Annotated in this window: 17 protein-coding genes and 3 pseudogenes; 13 read left to right on the top strand and 7 right to left on the bottom strand. The window is 61.1% G+C overall.

The genetic code is table 11. The features are described from left to right. Positions 1-55: 55 nt before the first annotated feature. The 3 genes and pseudogenes from ACVWXD_RS08665 to ACVWXD_RS08655 form a co-directional block, all read left to right on the top strand. Positions 56-325 (top strand): annotated as a pseudogene (locus ACVWXD_RS08665) (PAS domain-containing protein); the annotation flags it as partial. Positions 326-676: 351 nt separating this feature from the next. Continuing rightward, positions 677-1621, top strand: a pseudogene (locus tag ACVWXD_RS08660) (methyl-accepting chemotaxis protein); the annotation flags it as partial. A 318-nt stretch (positions 1622-1939) separates the two neighbouring features. Then, a complete protein-coding gene (locus ACVWXD_RS08655; RefSeq protein WP_260366761.1) occupies positions 1940-2455 on the top strand; it encodes a hypothetical protein in 516 nt (171 codons plus the stop codon). Between the two features lie 117 nt (positions 2456-2572). On the opposite strand, the gene ACVWXD_RS08650 is transcribed toward ACVWXD_RS08655, so the two are convergent. The 3 genes from ACVWXD_RS08650 to ACVWXD_RS08640 all read right to left on the bottom strand — a co-directional run bounded on the left by ACVWXD_RS08650 (position 2573) and on the right by ACVWXD_RS08640 (position 5298). After that, on the bottom strand, positions 2573-3976 hold the full coding sequence (locus ACVWXD_RS08650; protein ID WP_447096781.1) for an XAC2610-related protein: 1404 nt from the start codon (positions 3974-3976) through the stop codon (positions 2573-2575). Between the two features lie 85 nt (positions 3977-4061). Continuing rightward, positions 4062-4790 (bottom strand): hypothetical protein, encoded by a 729-nt coding sequence (locus ACVWXD_RS08645; RefSeq protein ID WP_457370868.1) that lies wholly within the window; start codon positions 4788-4790, stop codon positions 4062-4064. A 70-nt stretch (positions 4791-4860) separates the two neighbouring features. After that, on the bottom strand, positions 4861-5298 hold the full coding sequence (locus ACVWXD_RS08640; RefSeq protein ID WP_457370867.1) for an HIT family protein: 438 nt from the start codon (positions 5296-5298) through the stop codon (positions 4861-4863). Between the two features lie 263 nt (positions 5299-5561). On the opposite strand from ACVWXD_RS08640, the gene ACVWXD_RS08635 reads away from it, so the two are divergent. From ACVWXD_RS08635 to ACVWXD_RS08615, 5 genes are read left to right on the top strand one after another with little or no spacing between them, the layout of a single operon-like run. Beyond that, entirely contained in the window at positions 5562-6617 is a 1056-nt protein-coding gene (locus ACVWXD_RS08635) for an AMP-binding protein (protein WP_032885301.1), read from the top strand. Positions 6618-6628: 11 nt separating this feature from the next. Continuing rightward, a complete protein-coding gene (locus ACVWXD_RS08630; RefSeq protein WP_181643535.1) occupies positions 6629-7405 on the top strand; it encodes an ABC transporter ATP-binding protein in 777 nt (258 codons plus the stop codon). Between the two features lie 2 nt (positions 7406-7407). Continuing rightward, positions 7408-8289: a branched-chain amino acid ABC transporter permease gene (locus tag ACVWXD_RS08625; RefSeq protein ID WP_032885303.1), complete on the top strand. Its 882-nt coding sequence runs from the start codon at positions 7408-7410 to the stop codon at positions 8287-8289. 23 nt (positions 8290-8312) lie between these two features. Further along, entirely contained in the window at positions 8313-9380 is a 1068-nt protein-coding gene (locus ACVWXD_RS08620) for a branched-chain amino acid ABC transporter permease (RefSeq protein ID WP_095184622.1), read from the top strand. A gap of 39 nt (positions 9381-9419) precedes the next feature. After that, the gene (locus ACVWXD_RS08615) at positions 9420-10751 is read left to right on the top strand and encodes an ABC transporter substrate-binding protein (protein ID WP_181643536.1); all 1332 of its coding nucleotides are present in this window, start codon (positions 9420-9422) and stop codon (positions 10749-10751) included. A 684-nt stretch (positions 10752-11435) separates the two neighbouring features. Here ACVWXD_RS08615 and nirD read toward each other — a convergent pair. Both nirD and nirB read right to left on the bottom strand, forming a co-directional pair. Further along, positions 11436-11798, bottom strand: coding sequence for a nitrite reductase small subunit NirD (gene nirD, locus ACVWXD_RS08610; protein ID WP_181643292.1), 363 nt, complete (start codon positions 11796-11798; stop codon positions 11436-11438). Next, on the bottom strand, positions 11798-14341 hold the full coding sequence (nirB, locus tag ACVWXD_RS08605; protein WP_457370866.1) for a nitrite reductase large subunit NirB: 2544 nt from the start codon (positions 14339-14341) through the stop codon (positions 11798-11800). Before nirB ends, nirD begins: the two co-directional genes overlap by 1 nt. 613 nt (positions 14342-14954) lie before the next feature. Here nirB and ACVWXD_RS08600 point away from each other — a divergent pair. The 3 genes and pseudogenes from ACVWXD_RS08600 to ACVWXD_RS08590 all read left to right on the top strand — a co-directional run bounded on the left by ACVWXD_RS08600 (position 14955) and on the right by ACVWXD_RS08590 (position 21034). Next, positions 14955-18944, top strand: coding sequence for a molybdopterin-dependent oxidoreductase (locus ACVWXD_RS08600; RefSeq protein ID WP_401379981.1), 3990 nt, complete (start codon positions 14955-14957; stop codon positions 18942-18944). A gap of 137 nt (positions 18945-19081) precedes the next feature. After that, positions 19082-20179: pseudogene (locus tag ACVWXD_RS08595) on the top strand (cache domain-containing protein); the annotation flags it as partial. Between the two features lie 87 nt (positions 20180-20266). Continuing rightward, positions 20267-21034: a methyl-accepting chemotaxis protein gene (locus ACVWXD_RS08590; RefSeq protein ID WP_371260683.1), complete on the top strand. Its 768-nt coding sequence runs from the start codon at positions 20267-20269 to the stop codon at positions 21032-21034. A 1191-nt stretch (positions 21035-22225) separates the two neighbouring features. Here ACVWXD_RS08590 and ACVWXD_RS08585 read toward each other — a convergent pair. Together ACVWXD_RS08585 and ACVWXD_RS08580 are read right to left on the bottom strand one after the other, a co-directional pair. After that, on the bottom strand, positions 22226-22996 hold the full coding sequence (locus tag ACVWXD_RS08585) for a nucleotidyltransferase domain-containing protein (RefSeq protein ID WP_457371580.1): 771 nt from the start codon (positions 22994-22996) through the stop codon (positions 22226-22228). A gap of 2 nt (positions 22997-22998) precedes the next feature. Beyond that, positions 22999-24024, bottom strand: coding sequence for a UV damage endonuclease UvsE (locus ACVWXD_RS08580; protein WP_032885311.1), 1026 nt, complete (start codon positions 24022-24024; stop codon positions 22999-23001). A 172-nt stretch (positions 24025-24196) separates the two neighbouring features. On the opposite strand from ACVWXD_RS08580, the gene ACVWXD_RS08575 reads away from it, so the two are divergent. Both ACVWXD_RS08575 and ACVWXD_RS08570 read left to right on the top strand, forming a co-directional pair. Further along, positions 24197-24610 (top strand): DUF2231 domain-containing protein, encoded by a 414-nt coding sequence (locus tag ACVWXD_RS08575; protein WP_032885312.1) that lies wholly within the window; start codon positions 24197-24199, stop codon positions 24608-24610. After that, positions 24607-25899, top strand: a complete 1293-nt coding sequence (locus tag ACVWXD_RS08570; RefSeq protein ID WP_032885313.1) for a PQQ-dependent sugar dehydrogenase — start codon at positions 24607-24609, stop codon at positions 25897-25899. The genes ACVWXD_RS08575 and ACVWXD_RS08570 overlap by 4 nt, the downstream gene beginning before the upstream one ends. Positions 25900-25905: the final 6 nt, after the last annotated feature.

Genomic DNA, 25905 nt, shown 5'->3' with positions numbered 1-25905 from the left:
TTAATCTTCTGCACGTTGGCGCCGATGCACTGTGTGCAACCAGGGAGTAGCCGGAATGCGCAACAACCAGCCAGTAACACAACGTGAGATTTCACTCGCGCCTTCGCAAAAACTTATCTCCGCCACCGATATTCACGGGGGCATCACTTACTGCAACGACGCCTTTGTCGAAATCAGCGGTTTTGAACGGGCCGATCTGATCGGCGCGCCGCAGAACATCGTGCGTCACCCCGATGTCCCACCGGCCGTGTTTGCCCATATGTGGCGTGCGCTCAAGCAAGGCCTGCCGTGGATGGGCATCGTCAAGAACCGCTCGAAAAACGGCGACCATTACTGGGTTAACGCCTACGTCACACCGATCTTCCACGGCCGCGAAGTCGTTGGTTTTGAATCGGTGAGGGTCAAGCCCAGCGCCGATGAAATCCGCCGGGCGCAGGTGCTGTATCGCCGCCTCAGCCAAGGCAAATCCAGCGCGCTAATCAAGGACACTTGGCTGCCCGCGGCGTTGAGTGCCGTGCCGTACGTGGCCACCGGTATCGCCGGCAGCATTGCCGGGCTTTTCCTCACTGCACCGATCGCCATTGCGGTGGCCGTGGCCGTTGCCGTGCCGGTGGGTATGCTCTGCTCACGCGTACGCCAAGGCAGCACCTTGCGCCTGCTGGCGGGTGTCGAGCCCTCGACGTCGGATGCCTTGATTGCCCAGATGTACAGCGACGCCAGCGGCCCCCAGGCACGCCTGGAAACCGCGTTCCTCAGCCAAAACTCGCGCCTGAAAACCTGCCTCACACGCTTGCAGGACAGTGCCGAACAACTCAGCGCCCTGGCCGGGCAATCGGATCAGTTGGCCACCGCCAGCTCCAAAGGCCTGGATCGCCAACGCGTTGAAACCGAGCAGGTCTCGGCGGCCGTCAACCAGATGGCTGCGACCACCCAGGAAGTCGCCAGCCATGTGCAGCGCACCGCCGACGCCACCCAGCAGGCCAACGTGCTGACCGGACGTGGCCGTGAAGTCGCGCGTGATACCCGCCTGGCCATTGAGCGCTTGTCCGCCGTCGTGGGCGAAACCGGCACCACCGTGGCGCAGTTGGCCAAGGACAGTGACGAAATCGGCAGCGTGGTGGACGTGATCAAAGGCATCGCCGATCAAACCAACCTGCTCGCCCTCAACGCCGCCATCGAAGCGGCCCGCGCCGGTGAGCAAGGCCGCGGGTTTGCCGTGGTGGCCGATGAAGTGCGCCAACTCGCGCAGCGTACCTCCCAATCCACCACTCAAATCCATGCGCTGATCACTCAGTTGCAGGCATCGTCCAACAATGCCGTGCAAAGCATGGAAAACGGCCAACGCCAGGCGCAGGAAGGCGTAGCCTGGGTGCTGGAAGCAGACCAGGCTTTGGTCGGCATCAGCGAAGCGGTGTCTCATATCACCGAAATGACCACCCAGATCGCCGCCGCCACTGAGGAACAAAGCGCGGTCGCCGAGGAGATCAGCCGCAACATCACCACTATCGCGGAGCTGGCTGACCAGACGTCGATACAAGCCCATCAATCCACCGACCTTAGCAAGCAGCTGACCAATACGGCGGCCACTCAATATGCGTTGGTAGAACGCTTTAACCGCTGATCAGCCGCTGCATGGCGCCAGTCATTGAGCCTGGCGGGCGCCATGCCGCAGTTTTTTTTCGACGAATCCGCCGTCATGACCTAACCTTGCAAAACGCCTCGATGGCTTGAGCCATCGGTTGCTGAAATCATGGATGAGAGAAGGACAAGCCGTAACGCAAACGGGTGATCGTCCCAATGTCGTAGCACAGTCCCAAGCCGTTGTGCGCAAGGCGCAACCTGATGTATTCCCGCGTTCCTCCCCTGCATTACCTATCCGCATTATGGCTTTGGCTCGGGCGAGTTTTCATTTCGACTCTCTCTTCTAAAGGATGAACCCATGAGCGACTCAATCAGCCCCTCCAAGGACGACAAACCTTTCGAACCCAGGGGCGGTCCGCTGCCCCCTCGCAGCGGCAGCCAGGCTTTACCAGAAAACAAGTGGTACTACCTCAAGCTTCAATACGTCGATGACAACGGCAAGGTGCAGGATAGTTTTGCCTATTTCGTAGGCAACCAGGCCAGCTGGAGCTTTTGGGACTACATCAGCGCAACGCCGTCCAACGGCGACAAAGCCAAGTTCAAAAATGTCTCCAGCGACGGCAACCGCATGCAGCTTCAGCTTCAGGACGGCAACTACCTGTCCTGCCGCGCGGCGCCGCGCCTCTGGCTTTATCGGTCAACGCAGGGGTACTCCGTGCGCTGGGAGATTACCGGTGGGCAGTTGTTCACCGATTACCACGACGGGCCGGTGGGCACCTCCCATGAACGGATCGCGGTTCCAGACGCCTATTACATGCGCGTCGGGGATGGAACGCCGCTCATAAACTGCGAATGGGTTGAAGCCACCGACTGACCCGCGCGCACGGCAAGGCCGCTCGCTTGTCGGGCGGCACTGCTTTAGGTTGGTCGCTGGGTAGTTTCCGGCATTCAAATCACCCATCGATGTTAAGCGGCTGGCTCAGCATCTGCGCTATTGCTTGCGATACATCCCCGTGAAGTAATCCGGAAAGTCCGGCGCCGAGTTGTGGTTGATCACCGCAAAACCCTTCACCAGTTGAATGTGATACGGGCCGGCGCGCCGGGTCGCCAACGGCTCGCGCACGATAATCAGGTTCTCGGTTTCCATCGGCACGCTGTGGTGCGCGCTGACGATGACCTTGTCGGTACCGGTTTCCTTGAGCGTTACGGTGAACTCCGCCACTTCGCGGCCCTGGGCATCGCGGTCGGGGAGGATCTTCAGGTCCAGGTCGCCGTCACGGTCGAGGAAGTCGTTGCGCATCTGGTAGTGACCGTCACGCTGATCGCGGGCAACGTCACCGAGTTTCTTGTACTCAGGCTCACGGTCCTCGCGATGCAGTTGGATTTGCAACTCCGGCTTGTCACCCTGGGCGCCACTGACCCACGTGCCGGAGTAAGCATAGGGCTCGACGGTTTCCCGCGTGATGCGCCAGATGCCGGTTTGATGACCATCGTCGGCATATTCGTGCAGATAGACAAACGACTGGTCGCCGTATTCACCCAACTCGCCTACCAACTTGATTGGCTTGCCGCTGCCGCTTTTGGTGTAGCGCAATTCACCAATCAACACCGCGCCCTGTTGCTGGTACCAGAGTTGCACCGGGATCTTGCCGTTGAGGGTGCCAGCCAGGAACTCAGGGTCCTCATTGACCGGCCCTTCGAGCCTTGGGGTTTCCAGCCACTGGCCGTCCTTCCACTCACCGGTGGTGCGCAGCATGTAGCCGCTGGGCATGCTGTTGTTGGCGTCATCGTCCGTCGCAGGCACTTGGGCCTGGGTGTACGCGCTGAGCCTCACCAACTCACCGTCGCGCATCTGATAGCGGCTGGCGCGGGTCCAGCAGCAACCCTGGTCGGTCTGCGAATGGATAACGCCGTCCTTGGGATTGACTGAAAACATACCGCCGGAGGTTTCGTTCGCAAGATCGGTCAGAGGGCCGTTGAGCACCCACTGCGTCTTGTGCGGGTCTTGCAGGTAAACATCGTAACTGGACTGGAAGTCTTTATCCGCGCCGGTGCCATTGCGGATTGCCAAGTCCTGGCGGCCATCCTGATTGATGTCGGCAAAGTAGACCACGCCGTTCTCGCCCATCAAACGCCAGTCGACGGTTTTACCATTCTGGTCCAGCGGCACCTGGGCGTCCGGAGTCTGCAATTGCTGGAGGATTTCGAGGGTAGTTACGTCGCGTATCGTGATCAGGGCTCGCGCCAGGTACTGCAAGTCCTGCGGCACCTGCGGGAACAACACTTCGACCAGGTATTTGCCGCTCGGGTCATTGACCGAGAACGAACGAGGCTCGGCCATGGCCGGGGCCGCCAGGGTCATGGAGAGGAGCACAGCGCTGACGAGCGAACGCATTCAAAGCATCCTTGCTGAAATTCGGGGGCGGCAGTGTAGCGGTTTCGCTGGCGGCTATGTGACGTACCCCACGAGCGAAGGGAACCTAAAGCATTTCATCGCATCGTTTAGCGTGCCGTTCGAGGGCGAAATCCACCAACGCATCTGCAATACCGTCATGCTGTACCCACACAGCTTCCCCCTTATTGACCTTACTGCGCAGCTTGTTCAAGTTGATGCTTTTCTGCCCACGTAATTGCGCTCGGTCAAGAATGTAGAAGCTCCAGTTATCGAGTTCCAACACCGATTTCACCAACGCCTGCTTATTGAGCTTGAACCGCGCTTTCTCCATCGGCAGTGCACGAGATGGATTGGGGTTCCACTTATCATGAAGACGCTCGTTCTCCTGACACTTTTTATTATCCAATGCGAGATAAGCGAAGATGTAAAAGTCTGACCAATGCTCAGCGGGCAGCGGACTATTGGAGACACAATCGAATCCTTCAGCGAAGGAGGTATCGAACACCTGAGATTTGCTATAGGAGTCTTTCGATTTAACTTGGATAGTGAATTTTTCATCATTCATGAAAAACACGAGGTCATGAACATCGCCTTCCATCTTGGTTGAAAAATGCGAGGTGGGTACCTTGAAATCGGGGCTAGGCATGTTGAACAGTGCCCGATACACCAAAAACTCTGCCAGATAACCTCGTAGCAGGGGGTTATCCAATGCTGAAAAACCCCAGCCCCAGAAAGCCGTTAGAAACCCAGGTTCTATGGGTCTCCCCGATTGAGTCAACGCTTCTGTTCCAGTCAACGGATCGAGTAGATTCATATTTCTAACTGCACTCTTCACGCGAAAGTTAATAAAAGTTGGCGCCAATGCGGCTGCACGCTCTCGCCTCTCAACTGGGTTGACGCAGCAACCGCTCGATGGCCTTGCGCAAATCCCCATGCACCTCTTCGGCATAAAGCACAGCATTCTTCCAGTCATAAAACCATGCCGGCATCCGGCGCTTGTCGTCGGGTTCCGAGGCGTAGCGCGGGAATATATGGCAGTGCAACTCAGGCTCGGAGTTGCCCAGGATTTCGTAATTCATGCGCTGGGCGTCGGTGGCGTGCAACACCGCATCACCGAGGCGCGCCATGTCCAGCAGGTAAGTCGCGCGGGCTTCGGTATCCAGGTCGTTCAAACTCGCGACCACCGGATCGGGCAGCAGCAGGCAGTAGCCCGGCAGAAACTGCACATCCCCCATCACCGCCCAGCCCGAGGCCATGCGGCAGATAACCTTCTCATTGGCGCCGATGCGGGCCAGGGCTACGCGTTCCGTGATCAGTGGCATGTAGGGTCCTTGATGGGGGCAAGATGCGGGCGGCATTTTAACGCTTGCCCCCTGCTTTTCAGCAACGGGAACAGTCCAAGGGAGTTACCTGACAGGCCACCTGAGGAAACGCCTGTTGCCCCACCAACAGCAGTTGCACAGCTTGTGCTGAATCCAAACAGGCTCTCCCTTTTAAAATTAAACGTATCCCTTTGAAATAAAAGCATTTATCCCCCTGGCATGGCGCGTGCAATCACCTTTGCATCGACCCAAAGGACACACCCATGCCCCAGACACTGCCCCAGGCGCTGCTGCATCAAGCCCACACCCGAGGGTCGGCGATTGCCTTGCGTTACAAGCGCCTGGGCATCTGGCAAGAGCGACGTTGGAGCGAACTGGCAGACGACATACGCCAACTCGCCGCAGCCCTTCACCAGCGCGACTTCGGGCCTGACGATGATCTGCTGATCATCAGTCAGGCGCGCCCCGAAGCCTTGCTGCTGGCACTGGCCGCGCAGTGGTTGGGGGGTAGTGTCACGCTGCTCGATCCCGAGCGCGACAATCGTGCGCTGCTGGTGCAACTGCGGCCGACATTTGTTCTCGCCGAAAACGCCGAGGCGATTCCGTCAATCAGTGGGCCCGGTGTGGTGGTGTACCTCGATGGGCGCGGTCTGGATCAACACAAAGGCCCCCACTTGGTCGCTTATGCGGACTTGCGCACGGACCTCCCTGCCCCGGCGTGCGCCACTCAGTCAACCGCCCTCGCCTTTGTGTTCCACGCCGATACCCGCGTGCAGTTGACCCACGGGCAGTTGCTCATGGACGCGCGCACTTTGGTGGCCCGCGAACACCTCGACGCCAATGAGGAAGCCCTGGCCGCGCGGGTTTTCGCCGCCAGCGGGCAGGCGCGCTACTTGCTGGCGCCCTGGCTGCACGCTGGTTTTCGCCTGAACTTCCCCGAAGCCCTGGCCACCCGTGACACCGACCGCCGCGAGCTAGGCCCAACCTTGGTGCTGGGCACCCGTGAATCCTACGGCCGTCTGGAACAGTGGGCACGTGAGCGCCTGCCGCTGCCGGGCACATTCAGTCATCGCCTGTACCGCTGGGCGATGCAGCCAACCCCATCGATCATTCGCCGCTGGCTGGGCCACTGGCTGGTGCGTCGACCATTGCTCGATGTGCTGGGCATGAGCCGCTTGCGCGTGCCCTTGCTGGTAGGGCCAGCGTTGAGCCCGGACAGTGCGGCGTTCTTTACCGCCCTGGGCATCGATCCCGGCCGTTGGCAAGAGCCAGCGCCCCAACACCAACCCGCCGACCAACGACTGCCTCACGCTGTCTGACGAGCCCAACCATGCATGCAACCACTCAAGCGGTCTTACTGCGGCTCGATGACATTACCCTGTCGTTCAAGGGCATCAAGGCCATCACCTCCATCAGTTTCGACGTCAAGGCCGGGGACATCTGCGGGCTGATCGGCCCCAACGGCGCCGGCAAGAGTTCGCTGCTCAATGTGATCAACGGCGTTTACCACCCCCAAAGCGGCAGCATCCACTACGCCGGCCACACCCGACGGCGCATGCGCGCGCATCAGGCGGCCGAAGGCGGGATTGCGCGAACCTTCCAGAACATCGCGCTGTTCAAGGGCATGAGCGTGCTCGACAACGTGCTCACCGGGCGCAACCTCAAGCGCCGCAGCAACTGGATCGAGCAGATGCTGCGCCTGGGCCGAGCCCCGCGCGAGGAGGACGCGCACCGCCTGCACGCCGAAAAAGTCATCGCGTTTTTGCAGATCCATCCCTGGCGACACGTGCTGGTGGGCACCCTGCCCTATGGCCTGCAAAAGCGTGTCGAACTGGCCCGCGCCCTGGCGTCCGAGCCGACCCTGTTGCTGCTGGATGAGCCCATGGCCGGTATGAACGCTCAGGAGAAAGCCCAGATGAGCCAATTCATCCGCGACATCAACCGCGAGTTCGGCACCACCGTGGTGCTGATCGAGCACGATATCGGTGTGGTCATGGGCTTGTGCGACCACGTAGTGGTGCTCGACTACGGCCGCAAGATCGGCGACGGCACACCCGAGCAAGTGCGCGCCAACCCCGATGTCATCGCCGCCTATCTGGGAACTTGAGCATGGAATTTTTCTTTGAGGTGCTGATCGGCGGCCTGCTGGCGGGCGTGATGTATTCCCTGGTGGCGATCGGTTTTGTGCTGATCTACAAAGCCTCGGGCGTCTTCAACTTCGCCCAGGGCGCCATGGTGCTGTTCGCCGCACTGACCTTTGTCAGCCTGCTGGAGCGCGGCTTTCCGTTTGTCTTCGCGTTTTTGCTGACCCTGGTGAGCATGGTGGTGCTTGCGCTGCTGATCGAGAAAGTGGTGCTGCGGCCCCTGGTCAATCGCCCGCCGATCATCCTGTTCATGGCCACCCTTGGGCTGTCCTACATGATCGAAGGCTTCGCGCAATTCCTCTGGGGTGCGCAGGTGCATGGCCTGGATTTGGGCATTGCCGACGAGCCGCTGGAAATCCGCGGCATGCTGCTCTCGCAGTTCGACCTGTTCGCTGCCGGCACCGCCGCCGCGTTGGTGCTCGCCCTGTCATTGCTGTTCAACAAAACCCGTATCGGCCTGTCGCTGCGTGCAGTCGCAGACGACCCGCTGGCGTCCATGGCGGTGGGCATTCGCCTGCCGCGCATCTGGGCCCTGGTGTGGGCCGTGGCGGGGTTTGTCGGGCTGGTGGCCGGGTTGCTTTGGGGCGCGCGATTGGGGGTGCAATTCTCGTTATCGCTGGTGGTACTCAAGGCATTGCCGGTGCTGATCATCGGCGGATTTTCGTCCATCGGCGGCGCGATTGTCGGCGGCTTGATCATCGGCGCGAGCGAAAAAATCGCCGAGATCTACCTCGGCCCGATCATCGGCAGCGGCATTGAAAACTGGGTGCCTTACGTTCTTGCCTTGCTGTTCTTGCTGGTGCGCCCTGCCGGGTTGTTCGGCGAGCGCGCCATCGAACGGGTCTGATCGTTTTTTGAGGAAATGCCTGCATGCTGTATCAAGAAGTCGGTCAAATCAGTACCTCCTACGCGGCCGAGCGCCGCACCTTTCGCCTGCGCCAGGACCGCATCGCACTGTGGCTACTGCTGGGCTTTGCCTTTGTGGTGATGCCGTGGTTGGGCAACGACTACTGGTTCAGCGCGATCCTCGTGCCGCTGCTGGTGCTGTCCCTGGCCGGCCTCGGCCTGAACCTGCTGACTGGCTACGCCGGGCAACTCTCTCTGGGCTCGGCGGCGTTCATGGCGGTGGGCGCATTTGCCGCCTACAACCTGCAATTGCGCGTACCCGGTTTGCCGCTGCTGGTGAGCTTTGGCCTGGGCGGCGTGATCGCTGCGCTGGTGGCGGTGTTCTTCGGTCTGCCGAGCCTGCGCATCAAGGGCTTTTACCTGTTGGTAGCGACCCTGGCCGCCCAGTTCGTGGTGGAGTGGGTACTGACCCGCTTCAGCTGGTTTACCAACGACAACGCGTCCGGCGTAATCACCTCACCGCCATTGCTGATCGCTGGGGTTGATTTCAGCTCGCCGTGTGGCCGCTACCTGCTGACCCTCAGCGTGGTCGTGGCGCTGTTCTGGCTCGGTAAAAACCTGGTGCGCAGTGAGCTGGGCCGCAACTGGATGGCCGTGCGAGACATGGACACCGCCGCCGCCGTGATCGGCATTCGGCTGCTCAAGGCCAAGCTGCTGGCGTTTGCCATCAGCGGCTTCTACCTGGGCGTCGCGGGGTCGCTTTGGGCCTTCGCCTACCTGGGCACGGTGGAGCCTCACGGCTTCGACCTGAGCCGCTCATTTCAGGTGCTCTTCATCATCATTATCGGCGGTCTGGGCAGTGTGCTCGGCAACGTCCTCGGCGCGGCCTTCATCGTGTTGTTCCCGATCCTGCTGGGCAACCTCTTCGCGTTGCTGCCGGCCGGATTGATGGACGCCGGCCAGCTGGAAAACCTTCAGAAGATGCTGTTCGGTGCACTGATCATCACCTTCCTGATCAAGGAACCGGAGGGGCTGGCCCGACTGTGGCAGCGCTTTCGTCAACGGGCCAGGGTATGGCCGCTGCGTTACTAACTTACTAACCCCCGAGCTGAACCCCGAGGAACTGCCTCCATGAGACACCCCGCACCGCTGCGCCGCCTGGCCTTGGGCCTGGCCTTGATCACCGCCACGCTCACGGGCACCGTCCAGGCCGCCAACGAACAATACTTTCCGTTGCAGAGCTATCGGGTCGGGCCCTATGCCGCCGGTGGCACCGGCTTCTTCGGTGGGTTTATCGACTACCTGCAATACATCAACGCCAACGGCGGCGTGAACGGCGTCAAGTTGACCTGGAGCGAATGCGAGACCGAGTACGTGGTGGAAAAAGGCGTCGAATGCTACGAGCGCCTCAAGGGCGGTCTCAACGGTGCGCCCGCAGCGGCCACCAACCCGCTGTCGGTGGGCATCGCCTACGCCACGCTGGATCGCTCGACCGCCGACAAACTACCGCTGATCACCATCAACCACGGACGCACCGACTCCACCGACGGCAGCGTCTTCCCCTACGTGTTCCCGTTGCAGCTCAACCCGTATTCGGAAGTCTCGGCGATCATCAACTACATCGGCCAGCGCGAAGGCGGTGCCGACAAACTCAAGGGCAAGAAAATCGCCGTGCTCTACCACGGCTCGCCGTACGGCAAGGAAACCAACGGGGTACTGGAAACCCTGGCCAAAAATTCCGGCTTCGAATTGACCCTGCTGGAAGTGCCACACCCTGGCAACGAGCAACAATCGCAGTGGCTGAACATTCGCCGTCTCAAGCCGGACTGGGTGATCCTGCGCGGCTGGGGCGTGATGAACCCGGTGGCGCTCAAATCTGCGCAAAAAGTCGGTTACCCGGCTGATCACATCATCGGCAATATCTGGAGCAACTCGGAAGAAGACGTGTTGCCGGCCGGCAACGCAGCCAAGGGTTTTATCTCTATTACCACCCACCCGTCCGGCACCGATTTCCCAGTGCTGCAAGGCATCAAGCAAAGCGTGGTGGACGCGGGCAAAGGCAACCTGGCCGATCCGAAGCGCTTCGGCACGGTGTACTACAACCTCGGTGTGGTGAACGGCATTCTCAACGTCGAAGCCGTGCGCCTGGCCCAGGAAAAATACGGCCACCAGCCCCTCACTGGCGAACAAGTACGCTGGGGTTTCGAACACCTGAACTTGGACGATGCACGTCTTCAGGCCCTGGGCGCAAAAGGCCTGGTGCAACCGCTGAAACTGTCCTGCGCCGACCATGAAGGCGGCGGCGCGGTACGCTTCCAGCAGTGGGATGGCCAGCGCTGGAACCTGATCAGCGATTGGGTACAAGCCGACCGCGCGCTGCTGCGGCCGATCATCGAAGCCTCGGCGGCGCAGTACGCGAAGGAGAAAGGCATTACCCCGCGTGATTGCAGCAAAGAGCAGTAAGATTTCTCCACCGCAATGCGGTTTTATGTGGGAGGGGGCTTGCTCCCGATGGCAGTGGTTCAGCCATACCGATATTGACTGACACACCGCCATCGGGAGCAAGCCCCCTCCCACATTTTGACCGAGGTGTATCAGCTCACTGCGAGTTCCACCACGCCCTCATTCAATCGCACCGGCCACACCTGCAATCGCTGGTGTGGCGCCTCCAGCACTGGCCGTCCTAGTACGCGAAGGAGAAAGGCATTACCCCCCGTGATTGCAGCAAAGAGCAGTAGTATTTCTCAGCTGCAATGCGGTTTTATGTGGGAGGGGGCTTGCTCCCGATGGCGGTGGTTCAGCCATACCGATGTTGACTGACACACCGCCATCGGGAGCAAGCCCCCTCCCACACTTGGACCGAGGTCGATCAGCTCACTGCGAGTTCCACCACGCCCTCATTCAATCGCACCGGCCACACCTGCAATCGCTGGTGTGGCGCCTCCAGGCACTGGTCGTCCTAGTACGCAAAGGAGAAAGGCATTACGCAGCGTGATTGCAGCAAAGAGCAGTAAGATTTCTCCACTGCGATGCAGTTTTTTATGTGGGAGGGGGCTTGCTCCCGATGGCAGTGGTTCAGCCATACCGATATTGACTGACACACCGCCATCGGGAGCAAGCCCCCTCCCACATTTTGACCGAGGTGTATCAACTCACTGCGAGTTCCACCACGCCCTCATTCAATCGCACCGGCCACACCTGCAATCGCTGGTGTGGCGACTCCAGGCACTGGCCATCCTGCAAGCGGTAATGCTGCTTATAGATCGGCGCAGCCACCACCAAATCGCCCTTGATACTGCCGATCAATCCACGGCCAATTACATTCGCCCCCGACTCCGGGTCATGGTTGTCGATGGCGAACAGCGTCTGCTCCTGCGCACCCGGCAGGTAGAACAGCGCCACTTGCGCGCCGTCCAGCCAAACCACTACGCCGGAGTTGCTCACCAGGTCTTGCTCACTGCACACCCCTTTCCAGGTGGACAGGTGGTGCTGAGTGTCAGGCTGGCTCATCAGGCAATCTCCTCGATGACGGGAATCAGGTTGAGTTCGGCGGCCATGATCGGCCGGCGCTGGCCGCGTTCCTGGACAAAGTGGATGTCCGGGTCGGGGCGTTTGTCGTTGACGAAGGTGCGGAAGCGCTTGAGTTTTTCCGGATCCTTGAGGGCGTTGGCCCACTCGCATTCGTAGCGGTCGACGACCAGCTGCATCTGCGCTTCCAGCTCCGCGCCCAGGCCGAGACTGTCGTGCAGGATTACGTCTTTGAGGAAATCCAAGCCACCTTCCAGGCTTTCGCGCCACACAGAGGTGCGTTGCAGTTTGTCAGCGGTGCGGATGTAGAACATCAGGAAGCGGTCGATGTACTGGATCAACGTGGCGTCGTCGAGGTCAGTAGCGAACAGTTCGGCATGGCGCGGACGCATGCCGCCGTTGCCCGCGATGTAAAGGTTCCAGCCCTTCTCGGTGGCGATCACGCCCACGTCCTTGCTCTGGGCTTCGGCGCATTCACGGGTGCAGCCGGACACCGCGAACTTGAGTTTGTGCGGCGAACGCAGGCCCTTGTAGCGATCCTCGATCAGCAGCGCCATTTTCACGCTGTCCTGCACGCCGTAGCGGCACCAAGTGCTGCCCACGCAGGACTTCACCGTACGCGTGGATTTGCCATACGCGTGCCCGGTCTCAAAGCCAGCGGCGATCAGCTCGGCCCAGATATCCGGCAGTTCATGCAACTGCGCGCCAAACAAGTCGATGCGCTGGCCGCCGGTGATCTTGGTGTAGAGGTCGTATTTCTTCGCCACTTCACCAATCACGATCAGCTTGTCGGCCGTGATTTCACCACCGGGAATCCGTGGCACCACCGAGTAGGTGCCGTTCTTCTGCATGTTGGCCATGAACGTGTCGTTGGTGTCCTGCAACGGCACCAACGAGGCGTCCATGATTGGCTGGTTCCAGCACGACGCCAGGATCGAACCGACCGCCGGTTTGCACACGTCGCAACCGGTGTGGCCACGGCCGTGTTTGGTCAGCAGTTCTTCGAAGGTGGTCACCCCTTCCACACGCACCAGGGCATACAGCTCCTGACGGGTGTAGGCGAAGTGTTCGCACAGGCTCTTGTCGACACTGACGCCACGGGCAATCAACTCGTGTTCAAACACTTGCTTGAGCAAGCCCGCGCAACCGCCGCAACCGGTGCAAGCCTTGGTCTGGGATTTGAGCAGGCCGAGGTCGCTGCAACCGCCGTCGATGGCCGAGCAAATCGCGCCTTTGGTCACGTTGTGGCAGGAACACACCGTGGCCGATTCCGGCAACGCGCCTGGGCCGAGAGTCGGTGCACCGGCGGACGAAGGCAGGATCAGGCTGGCCGGTTCCGCAGGCAGTGCAATCGCGTTCTGCATGTATTGCAGCAACGTGTCGTAGTAGCTGTTGTCGCCAACCAGCACTGCGCCGATCACATGCTTGCCCGATGCGTCTACCACTAGGCGGCGGTAACTGGCGCTGGCCTCATCGATGAACTGATAGCTGCGCGCACCCGGCGTGTGGGCATGGGCGTCGCCGATGGAACCCACGTCCACGCCGAGCAGTTTGAGCTTGGTGGACATGTCGGCACCGACAAAGGGCTCGGCGACCTGCCCGCATAACAGCGCGGCTACCCCGCGGGCCATCTGGTACCCCGGTGCGACCAGGCCGAACAGGCTGCCGTTCCAGGACGCGCACTCGCCAATCGCGTAGATGTGCGGATCGCAACTCAAGCACTCATCGTTGATCACCACCCCGCCACGCGGACCAATCTCCAGGCCAGCCTGGCGCGCCAGGGCGTCCTGTGCGCGGATGCCGGCGGAGAACACGATAAGGTCGGTTTCGAGGAACTCGTCGTTGGCAAAGTTCATGCGATAGCGGTACTGCTCGCCCGTGCTGATCGACTGCGTGGCACGGGAAAGGTGCACACCGACGCCCAGCCGTTCGATCTGGGCCTTGAGCGCCAGACCGCCGAAATCATCCAACTGCACTGGCATCAAGCGCGGTGCGAACTCCACCACATGGGCTTCCAGCCCCAAGCTTTTCAGGGCGTTGGCGGCTTCCAGGCCCAGCAGGCCACCGCCCACCACCACACCACGTCGGGCATTGGCTGCCGCTGCACGGATGGCATCAAGGTCGTGCAAGGTGCGATACACCAACCGCGAATCCCCTTCGGCGCCTTCGATCGGCGGCACGAACGGATAGGAGCCGGTGGCCAGGACCAATGTGTCGTAGGCCACGCAGCCCTGAGCCGTGATCACCTCACGGCGAACGCGGTCGATCTCCAGCACCGGCACGCCCAGGTGCAACGTCACTCCCGGCGTCTGGTACAGCGATGCCTCGGAGAGTGCCAACGACTCGGCATCGCGGCCCGTGAAATACTCGGACAGGTGCACACGGTCATAGGCGCGCATCGGCTCTTCGCTGAACACATGCAGGTGGTAGTGTTGCAGCGCGCCGCGCTCGATCAGTTGCGCCACACAATGGTGACCGACCATGCCATTGCCAACGACGATCAGGGTTTTCATCGGTTTGTTCATATCAGCACCTGACAACATTCATCACGGTTTAAAAAGCAAAAAAAAACGCCTGAAACCTTGCGGTTCCAGGCGTCTTTGCCTGTTCTTATGCGGGATCTGTTCGGACGACTTCGCCGGATCCATCGCTTTATGCCCATGACCTCAATGGCCTGTCGATCGTCGTTGACCGAGTGGGGTTGACGGGGAGCTTGCAGGCTCTATGCCAATTGGCCGCGGAGCCGTACGTGGGGCCGCTGCAGTCTCCTCGCTTCGCCTGAACAGCGTGGATTGCGCATCCAACTGGTGCGTGTTGCATCAAAAAGGCGCACTTGCATCATCAATTTCCAGGCTGGTGAGTGTTGAGGCTGCTTCGCAGCCCAGTGCGGGCGGTGCGACGATTCGACTAGCCCGCACACCCCAACAGCCAGCTCACCAGAACAAGCCGGTTCTTCACAAAAAAGCACCCATTGCAGCGTTCGAAAAAACCTGGCGCGTGACTTGCTAGGAACACCTGCATAAAGCAATCAACGCTGATTGCCCATTCACGACAAAGGCGCCGTGCAACCCCCGTTTCCAAACGGAGGGTTGCAGGGCGCTTTTTTGTTGGCGGGTAAAAAAGTTTAGAGGGTGACGGATGGCAAACCAAAGCGTACGTAGCGTGTGTCCTTATTGTGGCGTCGGCTGCGGCATCGTGATGCAAGTGGAAAACAATAAGGTGGTCAAGGTGATCGGCGACAAGGCCCACCCCACCAACGTTGGCCGCCTGTGCACCAAAGGCACTACGTGCGGCCAAGCCATCGCCGAGTCCGGGCGCATGGAAAACGCTTACCTGCGTGAGCAGCGCGATCACGACCCGGTGCGGGTCGCCATGGACACCGCCATCAGCGAAACCGCCGGCCGTTTGCGCCATATCCTCGACCGTGACGGCCCCGATGCGTTGGCGTTCTACGTGTCCGGACAAATGTCCCTGGAGGCGCAGTACCTGATCAACAAATTGGCCAAGGGTTTTGTGCGCACCCGCAATATCGAATCCAACTCGCGGTTGTGCATGGCCAGTGCCGGCAGCGGCTACAAGCTGTCCCTCGGTTCCGACGGGCCACCGGGTTCCTATGAAGACTTTGACCGCGCCGACCTGTTCTTCGTGATCGGCGCCAATATGGCCGACTGTCATCCGATTTTGTTCCTGCGCATGATGGACCGGGTCAAGGCCGGGGCGAAGCTGATCGTGGTCGACCCCCGGCGCAGCGCCACCGCCGACAAAGCTGATCTGTACCTGCCGATCAAACCCGGCACCGACCTCGCGCTGCTCAATGGGCTGCTGCACCTGCTGGTGAAAAACGGCCACACCGACCCCGGCTTTATCGCCACGTTCACCGAAGGTTGGGAGGTTATGCCCGGTTTTCTTGAGGACTACCCGCCCCACAGCGTCGCTGCCATCACGGGTTTGGCCGAAGCGGACATCCGCCAAGCCGCCGACTGGATCGGCCAGGCCGCCGAGTGGATGAGCTGCTGGACCATGGGGCTCAACCAAAGCACCCACGGCACCTGGAACACCAACGCCCTGTGCAACCTGCACCTGGCCACCGGCGCGATTTGCCGCCCCGGCAGCGGGCCGTTTTCCCTCACCGGCCAACCCAATGCCATGGGCGGCCGCGAAATGGGCTACATGGGCCCGGGCCTGCCAGGACAGCGCTCGGTCATGGTCGACGCCGACCGCGCATTTATCGAAGACCTCTGGCAAATCCCGCCTGACCGCCTGCCGCGCCAAGCCGGCAACGGCACCGTGGCGATGTTCGAACAGATGGCCGCCGGGCAGATCAAAGCCTGCTGGATCATCTGCACCAACCCGGTGGCCAGCGTGCCCAATCGCCAAACCGCTATCGACGGTTTGCGCACAGCAGAACTGGTCATCGCCCAGGACGCCTACCTCGACACCGAGACCAACCGCTACGCCGACATCCTGCTGCCCGGCGCGCTGTGGGCCGAGGCCGAAGGGGTGATGATTAATTCCGAGCGCAACCTGACCCTGATGCAAAAGGCTGTCGATGCACCCGGTGAAACCTTGCCGGACTGGCAGATCATCGCCCGTGTCGCCTGTGAAATGGGCTTTGCCGACGCGTTCACATATGCCAGCGCCGCCGACGTGTTCGAAGAAATCAAACGCGCCTGGAACCCCAAGACCGGCTATGACATGCGCGGCGCAAGCCATGCGCGCCTGCGTGAACAACCGTTGCAATGGCCTTGCCCTTCAGCCGACGGCGCAGACCGAAACCCGATCCGCTACCTGAATACCGGCACGCTCAGATTCGCCACCGACAGCGGCAAAGGCCAATTCTTTCCGCGCCCCCATATGCCGCCTGCGGAAATGCCCGACGACCGCTTCCCTTTCGTGCTCAACACCGGCCGCCTGCAGCACCAGTGGCACACCCTGACCAAGACCGGCAAAGTCGCCACCCTGAACAAACTCAACCCCGGCCCGTTCGTGGAAATCCATCCCGACGATGCCGCGCGCCTCGGCATCACGGCCAAGGATCCGGTAGAGGTGCGCTCCTTGCGTGGGCGTGCCGTTCTGCCTGCGGTGATCACTGACCGCGTGCGTCCCGGCAACTGCTTTGCGCCCTTCCACTGGAACGATGTGTTTGGCCAGCACTTGGCGATCAATGCGGTGACCAACGATGCCGTCGACCCGATTTCCCTGCAGCCCGAGTTCAAGTGCTGCGCGGTCGCGCTGGCCCGAGTCGAGCTGATCGACCATCAATTCCTCGACCAACCGGCGCCCACTTCCCATGACCTTCCGGAGGACCTCACCATGTCGCGCCTTGACGCCTTCGCTGATCTCGCCGGTATCCGTAACAGGCCGGCCCCGACACTGAGCGACAGTGAACGCACCTACCTCGCCGGCTTCCTCAGTGGCCTGCACTCGAGCGCCGCGCGGCAAGACACTGGCGTCCCGGTGATGCCGGCAAGCGCGCCATTGGCCCAGGACGCCCGCTTGTGGCTGGACGGGTTACTCGGTGGTTTGTTCAGTCGCACAGGCGCTGCACCGCTCCCCTCCCCGGACGTCACCCTGTTGTGGGCCTCACAGACCGGCAACGCCGAAGCCCTGGCCGAGCGCTTCGCCAAACGCCTGCGCGAAGCGGGCATCAGCGTGGAGCTGAGCGCCATGGCGGACTTCCCGACGAGCAAACTGGCGAGTACCCAGAACCTGGCGCTGATCAGCAGCACCTTTGGCGACGGCGACCCACCGGACAATGGCGAAGGTTTCTGGCACAGCCTTAGCACCGTCGACACGCGCCTGGAGTCCCTGCGCTTTGCCGTACTGGCCCTGGGTGATCCGAATTACGACCAGTTTTGCAAGCACGGCAAAAGGCTTGACCAGCGCCTAGTGGAACTGGGTGCCACACGCCTGCTGGAACGCGTCGACTGCGATACCGAATTCGAAGAACGCGCCGATGCCTGGCTGACGAAGTTGCAGCAAACCCTCAACCCGGCAAAGCCCGTCACACTGGCCGCCACACCCGCCGGCAAAACCAAACTGCATCAATCACGCCTGCTGCTCAACCGGCACCTGAACCCCCAGAACGCCCACAAGGAAACTCGCCAATTCGCCCTGGACCTGGCGGACTCCGGCCTGACCTACGAAGCCGGAGACGCCCTCGGCGTGCGGCCGCGCAACTGCCCGGAACTGGTGAGCGAACTGCTGGAGCTGACCCACCTGAGCGCCAGCGCCTCGGTAAACATCGACACCTTTGGTGAGGTATCGCTGCAACAGGCGCTGACCCAGCACTTCGAGATCGCCCGTCCTGGCAGCGAGACCCTGGCCTTTATTGCCGAGCGCAGTGCCAATCCGGGCCTGGAACAACTGCTGCGGCCCGAGCGCAAGGCTGAACTCAAAGACTGGCTATGGGGCCGACAGCTCACGGATGTGCTGCAGCAATATCCCATCGACTGCTCGGCGGACGAGCTACTGGGCACCCTCAAACGTCTGCAACCGCGTCTGTATTCGATTGCCTCCAGTGCCAAGGCCCATCCCCACGAAGTGCACCTGACGGTGGCCGCCGTGCGTTATGGCAAGCGCAAAGGCGTGTCCTCCACCTTCCTCGCCGACCGCGTCGGCGACGGCGAAGTGCCGGTGTTTGTGCAGCCGTCCAAGCACTTCCGCACGCCCAACGACGGCGACGTGCCGATGATCATGATCGGTCCCGGCACCGGTGTGGCGCCGTTCCGTGCGTTCTTGCAGGAGCGTCGGGCCCTGGGGCATCAGGGGCGTAACTGGCTGTTTTTTGGCGAGCAGTACGCCGCCAGCGATTTTTATTACCAGGACGAACTGCAAGGCATGCAGCGCGACGGCCTGCTCAACCATCTGAGCCTGGCGTTTTCCCGCGACCAAGCGCAGAAGATCTACGTGCAGGACCGCATCCGCGAACACGGCGCCGAGCTGTGGCGCTGGTTGCAGGACGGCGCCAAGCTGTACATCTGCGGGGATGCCAGCCATATGGCCAAGGACGTTGACCAGGCACTGCGCCAGGTCGCAAATACCCACGGCGGACTGGGCGTAGACGACGCCGTGGAGTACTGGCGCCAACTGAGTGAGCAGAAGCGTTATCTGCGTGATGTCTACTGATTGGATACAGAACAATCGCCGATTGTATTGTGTACAAAAAACCCTAAAGATTTGCCGGCATCTAGCCGAAACAGCGGTGATAGCAAATCGCCGCGCTGCGGGTGCAGAATGCGACGGTTTCACCACCCTCCGTGCTGATGGTCGTCTCGATGAAAATAAAAAATAAGCTTGTACTGGCGTTTGTCTCTGTCGCGTTTATCCCGGTCAGCCTGGTGGCGGTGATCTCTGTCATGAACACGCGGACCCAGGCGGTCGATCAGTTCATCGACGGCAGCACCCGCGAAATCCGCCAGATCGATGGCAATATCCGTCAGTTCTTCGACGGCACGCTGCAGAACGTCGATCAAATGGCCACGGATCCTGTATACACCTCCGTCAACACCCTCAAGAATTACCAACCCGCCGACGCCGCCAGCCAACCGATGCCTGCGGCCGCGCAAGAGGTGATCGACCGATTCGCCCGGTTTGGCGCCACCCATCCGGCGGCGGCCATCCTGTCCATCGGCCTGGAAGACGGCACCTACGTCAAATGGCCCGATGATCCACAACTGGCTAAATACGATCCACGCACACGCCCCTGGTACAAAGCCGCGATGGCCAGCCCCGGCAAGACCGTGCGCACCCCGGCGTACTATTACGACAAAGACGACGTAGCGCTGGTGGGCACCGCGCGGGCATTGCTGGATAACGCCGGCAAGGCCAAGGGGGTGTTCGTGGTCAGCGTGTCGCTGAAGAACCTCACCGAGTTGGTCAAGAGCATCAAGCTCGGCGAAAGCGGCTACGTAATGCTGATCGAGGACGGTGTGGTGCTGGTCGACCCGCGCGACGCCGCCCACAGCTTCAAGCCGCTCAAGGAGCTGGGTGCCGCCTATGCGCACTTGGCCGAGACACCCCAGGGTTCTACCGAAGTGGAAATCAACGGCGTGCGCTACATGGCCAACGTGTGGACCTCTCCCGGCCTGGGCTGGCGCTATATCGGCCTGATCGAACACCGCGAAGTCATGGCCGAAGCCACGCGCATGACCTACCTCACCGCCGTCATCGTCGGCGTGCTGGTGCTGATCTTCGGCGTGCTCGCGGCGGCGTTTTCCAAAGTGATCGTCAAGCCCATCGGCCAGGTCAGTACCGGTTTGCAGTCGATTGCCGAGGGTGAAGGCGACCTGCGCCACGAACTGCACGTGCAGGGCAAGGATGAAACCGCTGAACTCGCTGGCTGGTTCAACAAGTTCCTCGCCGCCATCCGCCAATTGATCCAGCACATCGGCGCGGCCTCGGCCAATTTGCACAACGCCTCCAAGGTCAACAGCGAAGTGGCGCACAACATGAACGAAGCCGCCGGGCGCCAGCGCGAGGCCGTGGAACTGGTGTCCACCGCATTCAACGAAATGGTCGCCACCGCTAACGAAGTCGCGCGCTCCTGCAGCAGCGCGGCAGAGTCGGCGGAGAACGGCCATCGCCGTGTGGCCGAGGGCAAGCAACAGATCGAAGTCACCACCGATAACGTCAACCGCCTGGGCCGCCGTCTGACCGAGTCGTCCGACGCCATGGTCGAACTCGAAGCCGGCAGCCGCAGCATCAACCAGATCATCGGCACCATCCGCGCGATTGCCGAACAGACCAACCTGCTGGCGCTCAACGCCGCCATCGAAGCAGCCCGCGCCGGTGATCAGGGTCGTGGTTTTGCGGTAGTGGCCGATGAAGTACGGGCGCTGGCCAAGCGCACCTCCGACTCCACCGGCGAAATCGAAAACCTGCTGGGCACCCTGGAAAACAAGACCCAGGAAGTCACGCAAAAAATGGGCAGTTGCCTGGACCTGTCACGGGCCAGTGTGTCGTCCATTGAAAGCGCGCGGGACAGCTTTGAAGGCATCCAGTTGTCGGTCAACGAGATCCGCGACCAGAACCTGCAAATCTCCGCCGCCGCCGAGGAACAACACAGCGTGGCCGAAGAAATCAACCGGCATATCCAGCAGATCTACGACGAAGCGCGCCTGGTGGAAAGCCTGGCCAACTCCGCGCAGGACGACTCGGGGCGCTTGTCGAATTTGTCGGATGAGCTCAATGGGTTGGTGGGACGCTTCAAGTCCTGAGGGTTGGCAAGCACATTGATCAACGCTGGGAGCGGGCTTATCGAATCGTCGCACCGCCCGCGCCGGGCTGCAGAGCGGCCCCACTAAGACCACCGCGTTGGCCCAGTAAAACCGCGTTGGCAGGTTTTGGGGCTGCTTCGCAGCCCAGCGCGGGGCAAGCCCGCTCACCACAAGTGTTATGTGTCAGCCTTTAGGAAGTGTGTAGATGCTCATGCTGCAATGGTCGTGGGTAGCTAAACATCTTGTGAATACATAACCTGAGAAAACGACGCTCTTGTGGTGAGCGGGCTTGCCCCGCGCCGGGCTGCGGAGCGGCCCCACTAAGACCGCCGTGATTTCTTAGTAAAACCGCGTTGGCAGGCTTTGGGGCTGCTTCGCAGCCCAGCGCGGGGCTAGCCCGCTCACCACAGGGTTATGTGTTGGTCTTTAGGAAGTGTGGAGATGGCCATGCTGCAATGGCCGTGGGCATCTACACATCTGCGGTGAAGACATAACCTGACAAAACGACGCTCTTGTGGTGAGCGGGCTTGCCCCGCGCTGGGCTGCGGAGCGGCCCCACTAAGACCGCCGTGATTTCTTAGTAAAACCGCGTTGGTAGGCTTTGGGGCTGCTTCGCAGCCCAGCGCGGGGCAAGCCCGCTCACCACAGGGTTATGTGTTGGTCTTAGGAAGTATGGAGATGGCCATGCTGCAATGGCCGTGGGCATCTACACATCTGCGGTGAAGACATAACCTGAGAAAACGATGCTCTTGTGGTGAGCGGGCTTGCCCCGCGCTGGGCTGCGGAGCGGCCCCACTAAGACCGCCGTGATTTCTTAGTAAAACCGCGTTGGTAGGCTTTGGGGCTGCTTCGCAGCCCAGCGCGGGGCAAGCCCGCTCACCACAGGGTTATGTGTTGGTCTTAGGAAGTATGGAGATGGCCATGCTGCAATGGCCGTGGGCATCTACACATCTGTAGTGAATACATAACCTGAGAAAACGACGCTCTTGTGGTGAGCGGGCTTGCCCCGCGCTGGGCTGCGGAGCGGCCCCACTAAGACCGCCGTGATTTCTTAGTAAAACCGCGTTGGCAGGTTTTGGGGCTGCTTCGCAGCCCAGCGCGGGGCAAGCCCGCTCACCACAGGGTTATGTGTTGGTCTTTAGAAAGTGTGGAGATGGCCATGCTGCAGTGGCGGCCTCACGGCCAACACCTTTATTGCTGTTGCGAGGCCATCCAACCCAGAAATGTCTGCAGCCGGGTCGTGAAGTTGTCGACTTCGGCTTCAGGATTTCGCGCTTCAAACAGAAAGAACGCCACCTGCGTGATCATCGTCGGATAACGTCTGACGAACAGTGCAACATGCTCTTCGAGTGTCTGTGGCCACGTTGTCGCATCTTCCGAGCGCAACACATGCGTGGCACGCACAACCTTGCGCGACGCCTCACGCTGCAAGCGCAATCGGTCCTGCTGGGTAGCGGCTTGCGCAATACGCGTGAGGTAGCCGGCCAGCACGTGTTCAAAGTCGGCATTCAACGCCACGGCAATGTCGCGGGACGGCCGAAACCGCTCGAAATGCAGGGAAAGATCATTGCCCCACAGGCAGCGGCAATGGTGCTTGAGCCAGAAGCCCCAACTGTTGCTGTTGTCAGCCGCTAACACTTGCCCACGACTGCCGATGTCAAAATCGACCTTAATGACTTGCGGGTGCCGTTGCTCCAGCGCCCGGCGAATCGCTTCCAGACGCGCCAGCAGCGGCGCAGTGGGCGGTTCGCGCAGCACCAGCGTGAGGTCCAGGTCAGAGACACCGGGCGTGGCGTCTCCCCTTGCGACACTGCCGTACAGATAGAGGCTGTCCAGCCCCAAATCATCCGGAGACAGCGAAGCGCAGACATCCTCAAGCAATGCCTGGAACTCAGGCTGCATTGGGTTGTGGGGGACGCTTAGGATATAGCCATCCGGGTCAATACCCGAGCTGTTCGACATCATCACGACTGCCTCTTCCAGTGCTCATAAAACGCCAGCGCTGCCACGTTTTTGTCCTTGGATTCCAACATGATGTCGAAGCGCTCCAGAAACTGCAGCGCGTAGTTGTTGGTCCAGCGGTTCCACATCTGCGCGCTGTGGGCGTACAGGTCACGCTTGGAGACCACCTGCAACAGCGCGTCCATTTCCAACTTGTGCTCGGCGTCGAAGCCCAGTTCCTGGAGGACTTCCTGGGGCTGGGAGTAGTGCATCGTCGGCCGCACGCCGCGCCAGCTGTCGATCACGCGAGTGACGCGTTCGCTGCTGGGATCGATGTACTCGTTTTCGTTGATCCAGCAGTGGTGAATATCGAGCACCACCGGCGCCAGATCGGCGACTTGCAGGCAGTGGTCGAGCCCGTAGGTCTTTTCATCGTTCTCGAAGGTGATGCAGTTGCGCGCCACCTCAGACAAGCGCGACCACACCGCGCGAGTGCCCTCAACGCCCAGGCGTCCGGCGATGTGCACGTTGCACTTAAGGTCCTGGAACTGCCGCCCGTAGCCCATCATGCGGATCATGTCGGCGTGGTATTCGAATTCGGCGAGGCTGTTTTCAACCACGCCGGGGTTTTCCGAACCGAGCACGCAGTATTGGCCAGGGTGGAACGACAGCCGAATATCCGAGGCACGCGCCAGCTCGCCGATGGCGGCGAAACCTTCAATCAATTGGCGCTCGATGGCGGGATCTTTATAGACGTCGGCGACTTTCGGATGGCTGTAGAACGGCAGCAGGTCGCTGCTCAAGCGCAGCATGCGCAAGGTTGGCGGCAGTTGGGCGACATAGGCCAACAGGCGCAATTGCGCTGCCAGATTATGGGTGACCACTTCGACCAATTTTTCGCGGGCGACCTGCGGCGTAACCCCGTCCATCCAGCGCAAGGTGGTCGTGCGGGGGTTGAACGGGCCTTCGATCAGCTTGAGGGCGCTGGGCGACAATAGGCGTTCGGGGTGCTTGTACTGGCATGCGAAGCCAATGCGAGGGTGTGTCATAGAGGCGCCTGGCGAAAGGAAAGTACACGATGATACGGCCTTATGCATGGGCTCTGGCAGCGGGCTCATAATATTTAGACACCAATCACCCTGAACTTTCTGACAAGCGCCGCGCTCATTTCCTATGCGCTGCCCCGCCCAGGGGCGTTGGATAAAAAGGAGCCGCCCCCCCATGACTACCCTCTCCACCTATCGCCCCACGCCAGGTCCGCTGCATGCGACCTTGCTCGCCGGCACCGTGCCGCTGTTTCTTGGCGCGTTGCTCAGTGACATCGCCTACACCCAGACCTACCAGATCCAGTGGGCGAACTTCGCCTCCTGGCTGATCGCCGGTGCGTTGGTATTCGGTGGTTTTGCGCTGCTGTTTGCACTGGTCAACCTGCTGCGCGCCGAGCGGAAGGCCGGGCAACCTACTCGGTATGTCCTGCTGTTGTTGGCCACCTGGATACTCGGCCTGGTCAACGCGTTCCAACACGCCAAGGACGCCTACGCCTCCATGCCGACCGGCCTGGTGTTGTCGGCGATCGTGATGCTGCTGACGCTCGCAGCGACCTGGACCGGCCTGCGTTCGGGAGGTGTGAAATGAAAACCTCCAGCACATTGACCCTGTTGAGTGCCGCCCTGCTGTTAAGCGCCTGCGGTGGCGAAGGCGATAAAACCCAGGCCCGCGGCCCTGATCCCAAATTGCCGGAACAACAAAGCAGCCTGCTGCCGAGCATGAAGATCGCCGAGCCCGCGCCATGGGGCGATCAGAAACCCAAAGTGCCCGAAGGCTACAGCGTCACGGCCATCGCCACCGACCTGGCCATCCCGCGCCAGACCCTGGTGCTGCCCAACGGTGACATCCTCGTCGCCGAAGGCCGTGGCGGCAGTGCGGCCAAGCTCAAGCCCAAGGATGTGATCGCCAGCCTGATCAAGGCCGAGGGCAACACCAAGGTCAAGAGCGGCAACCGCCTGACCCTGCTGCGCGATGCCGACGGTGACGGCACCTACGAGCTGAAAACCGTGTTCGCCGACAACCTCAACGCGCCCTATGGCCTGGCATTTGCGGACGGCAAGCTCTACGTCGCCAATCAGGATGCGCTGGTGCGTTTCGACTACACCGACGGCCAGACCAAGGCCAGCGGTGCGCCGGTCAAAGTCACCGACCTGCCGGCACAGATCAACCACCACTGGACCAAGTCCCTGGCCGTGAGTGCCGACGGGCGCCAGCTGTACGTGGGCATCGGCTCCAACAGCAACGTCACCGAACGCGGCATGGAAGTGGAGATCGACCGCGCCATGGTCTGGCAGATCGACGCCGCCACCGGCGCGCACAAGCCCTACGCGACCGGGCTGCGCAATCCCACGGCGCTGACCATCCAACCCGACTCCGGGCAACTGTGGACAGTGGTCAATGAACGCGATGAACTCGGCCCCGACCTCGTGCCGGACTACCTGACCTCGGTGCGTGAAGGTGCCTTCTACGGTTGGCCCTACAGCTACTGGGGCCAGAACGTCGACCCGCGCGCACAACCACAGAACCCGGCCAAAGTCGCTGCTGCGATCAAGCCGGATTACAGCTTGGGCTCTCACGTGGCGGCACTTGGTGTGGACTTTTCCATCCCGGCCATGGGCGAAAAATTCGCCGACGGCGTGTTCGTCGGCGAGCACGGCAGTTGGAACCGTGAGAATCCGGTGGGCTACAAGGTGATCTTTGTGCCGTTCAGCAATGGCAAACCGGCGGGTGAGCCGGTTGACTTCGCCACCGGCTTCCGTGGCGACGACGGCAAGACCCGTGGCCGCCCGGTGGGCGTGACGGTGGACCCCAAAGGTGCGCTGATCATTGCGGATGACTTGGCCAATACGGTGTGGCGCGTGACGCGTAACCAATAACAGCGC

The organism is Pseudomonas sp. TE3911 (genome assembly GCF_054062775.1).
Note: the sequence above shows the minus strand (reverse complement) of the source record. Positions and strands in the feature narration are given on the sequence as shown.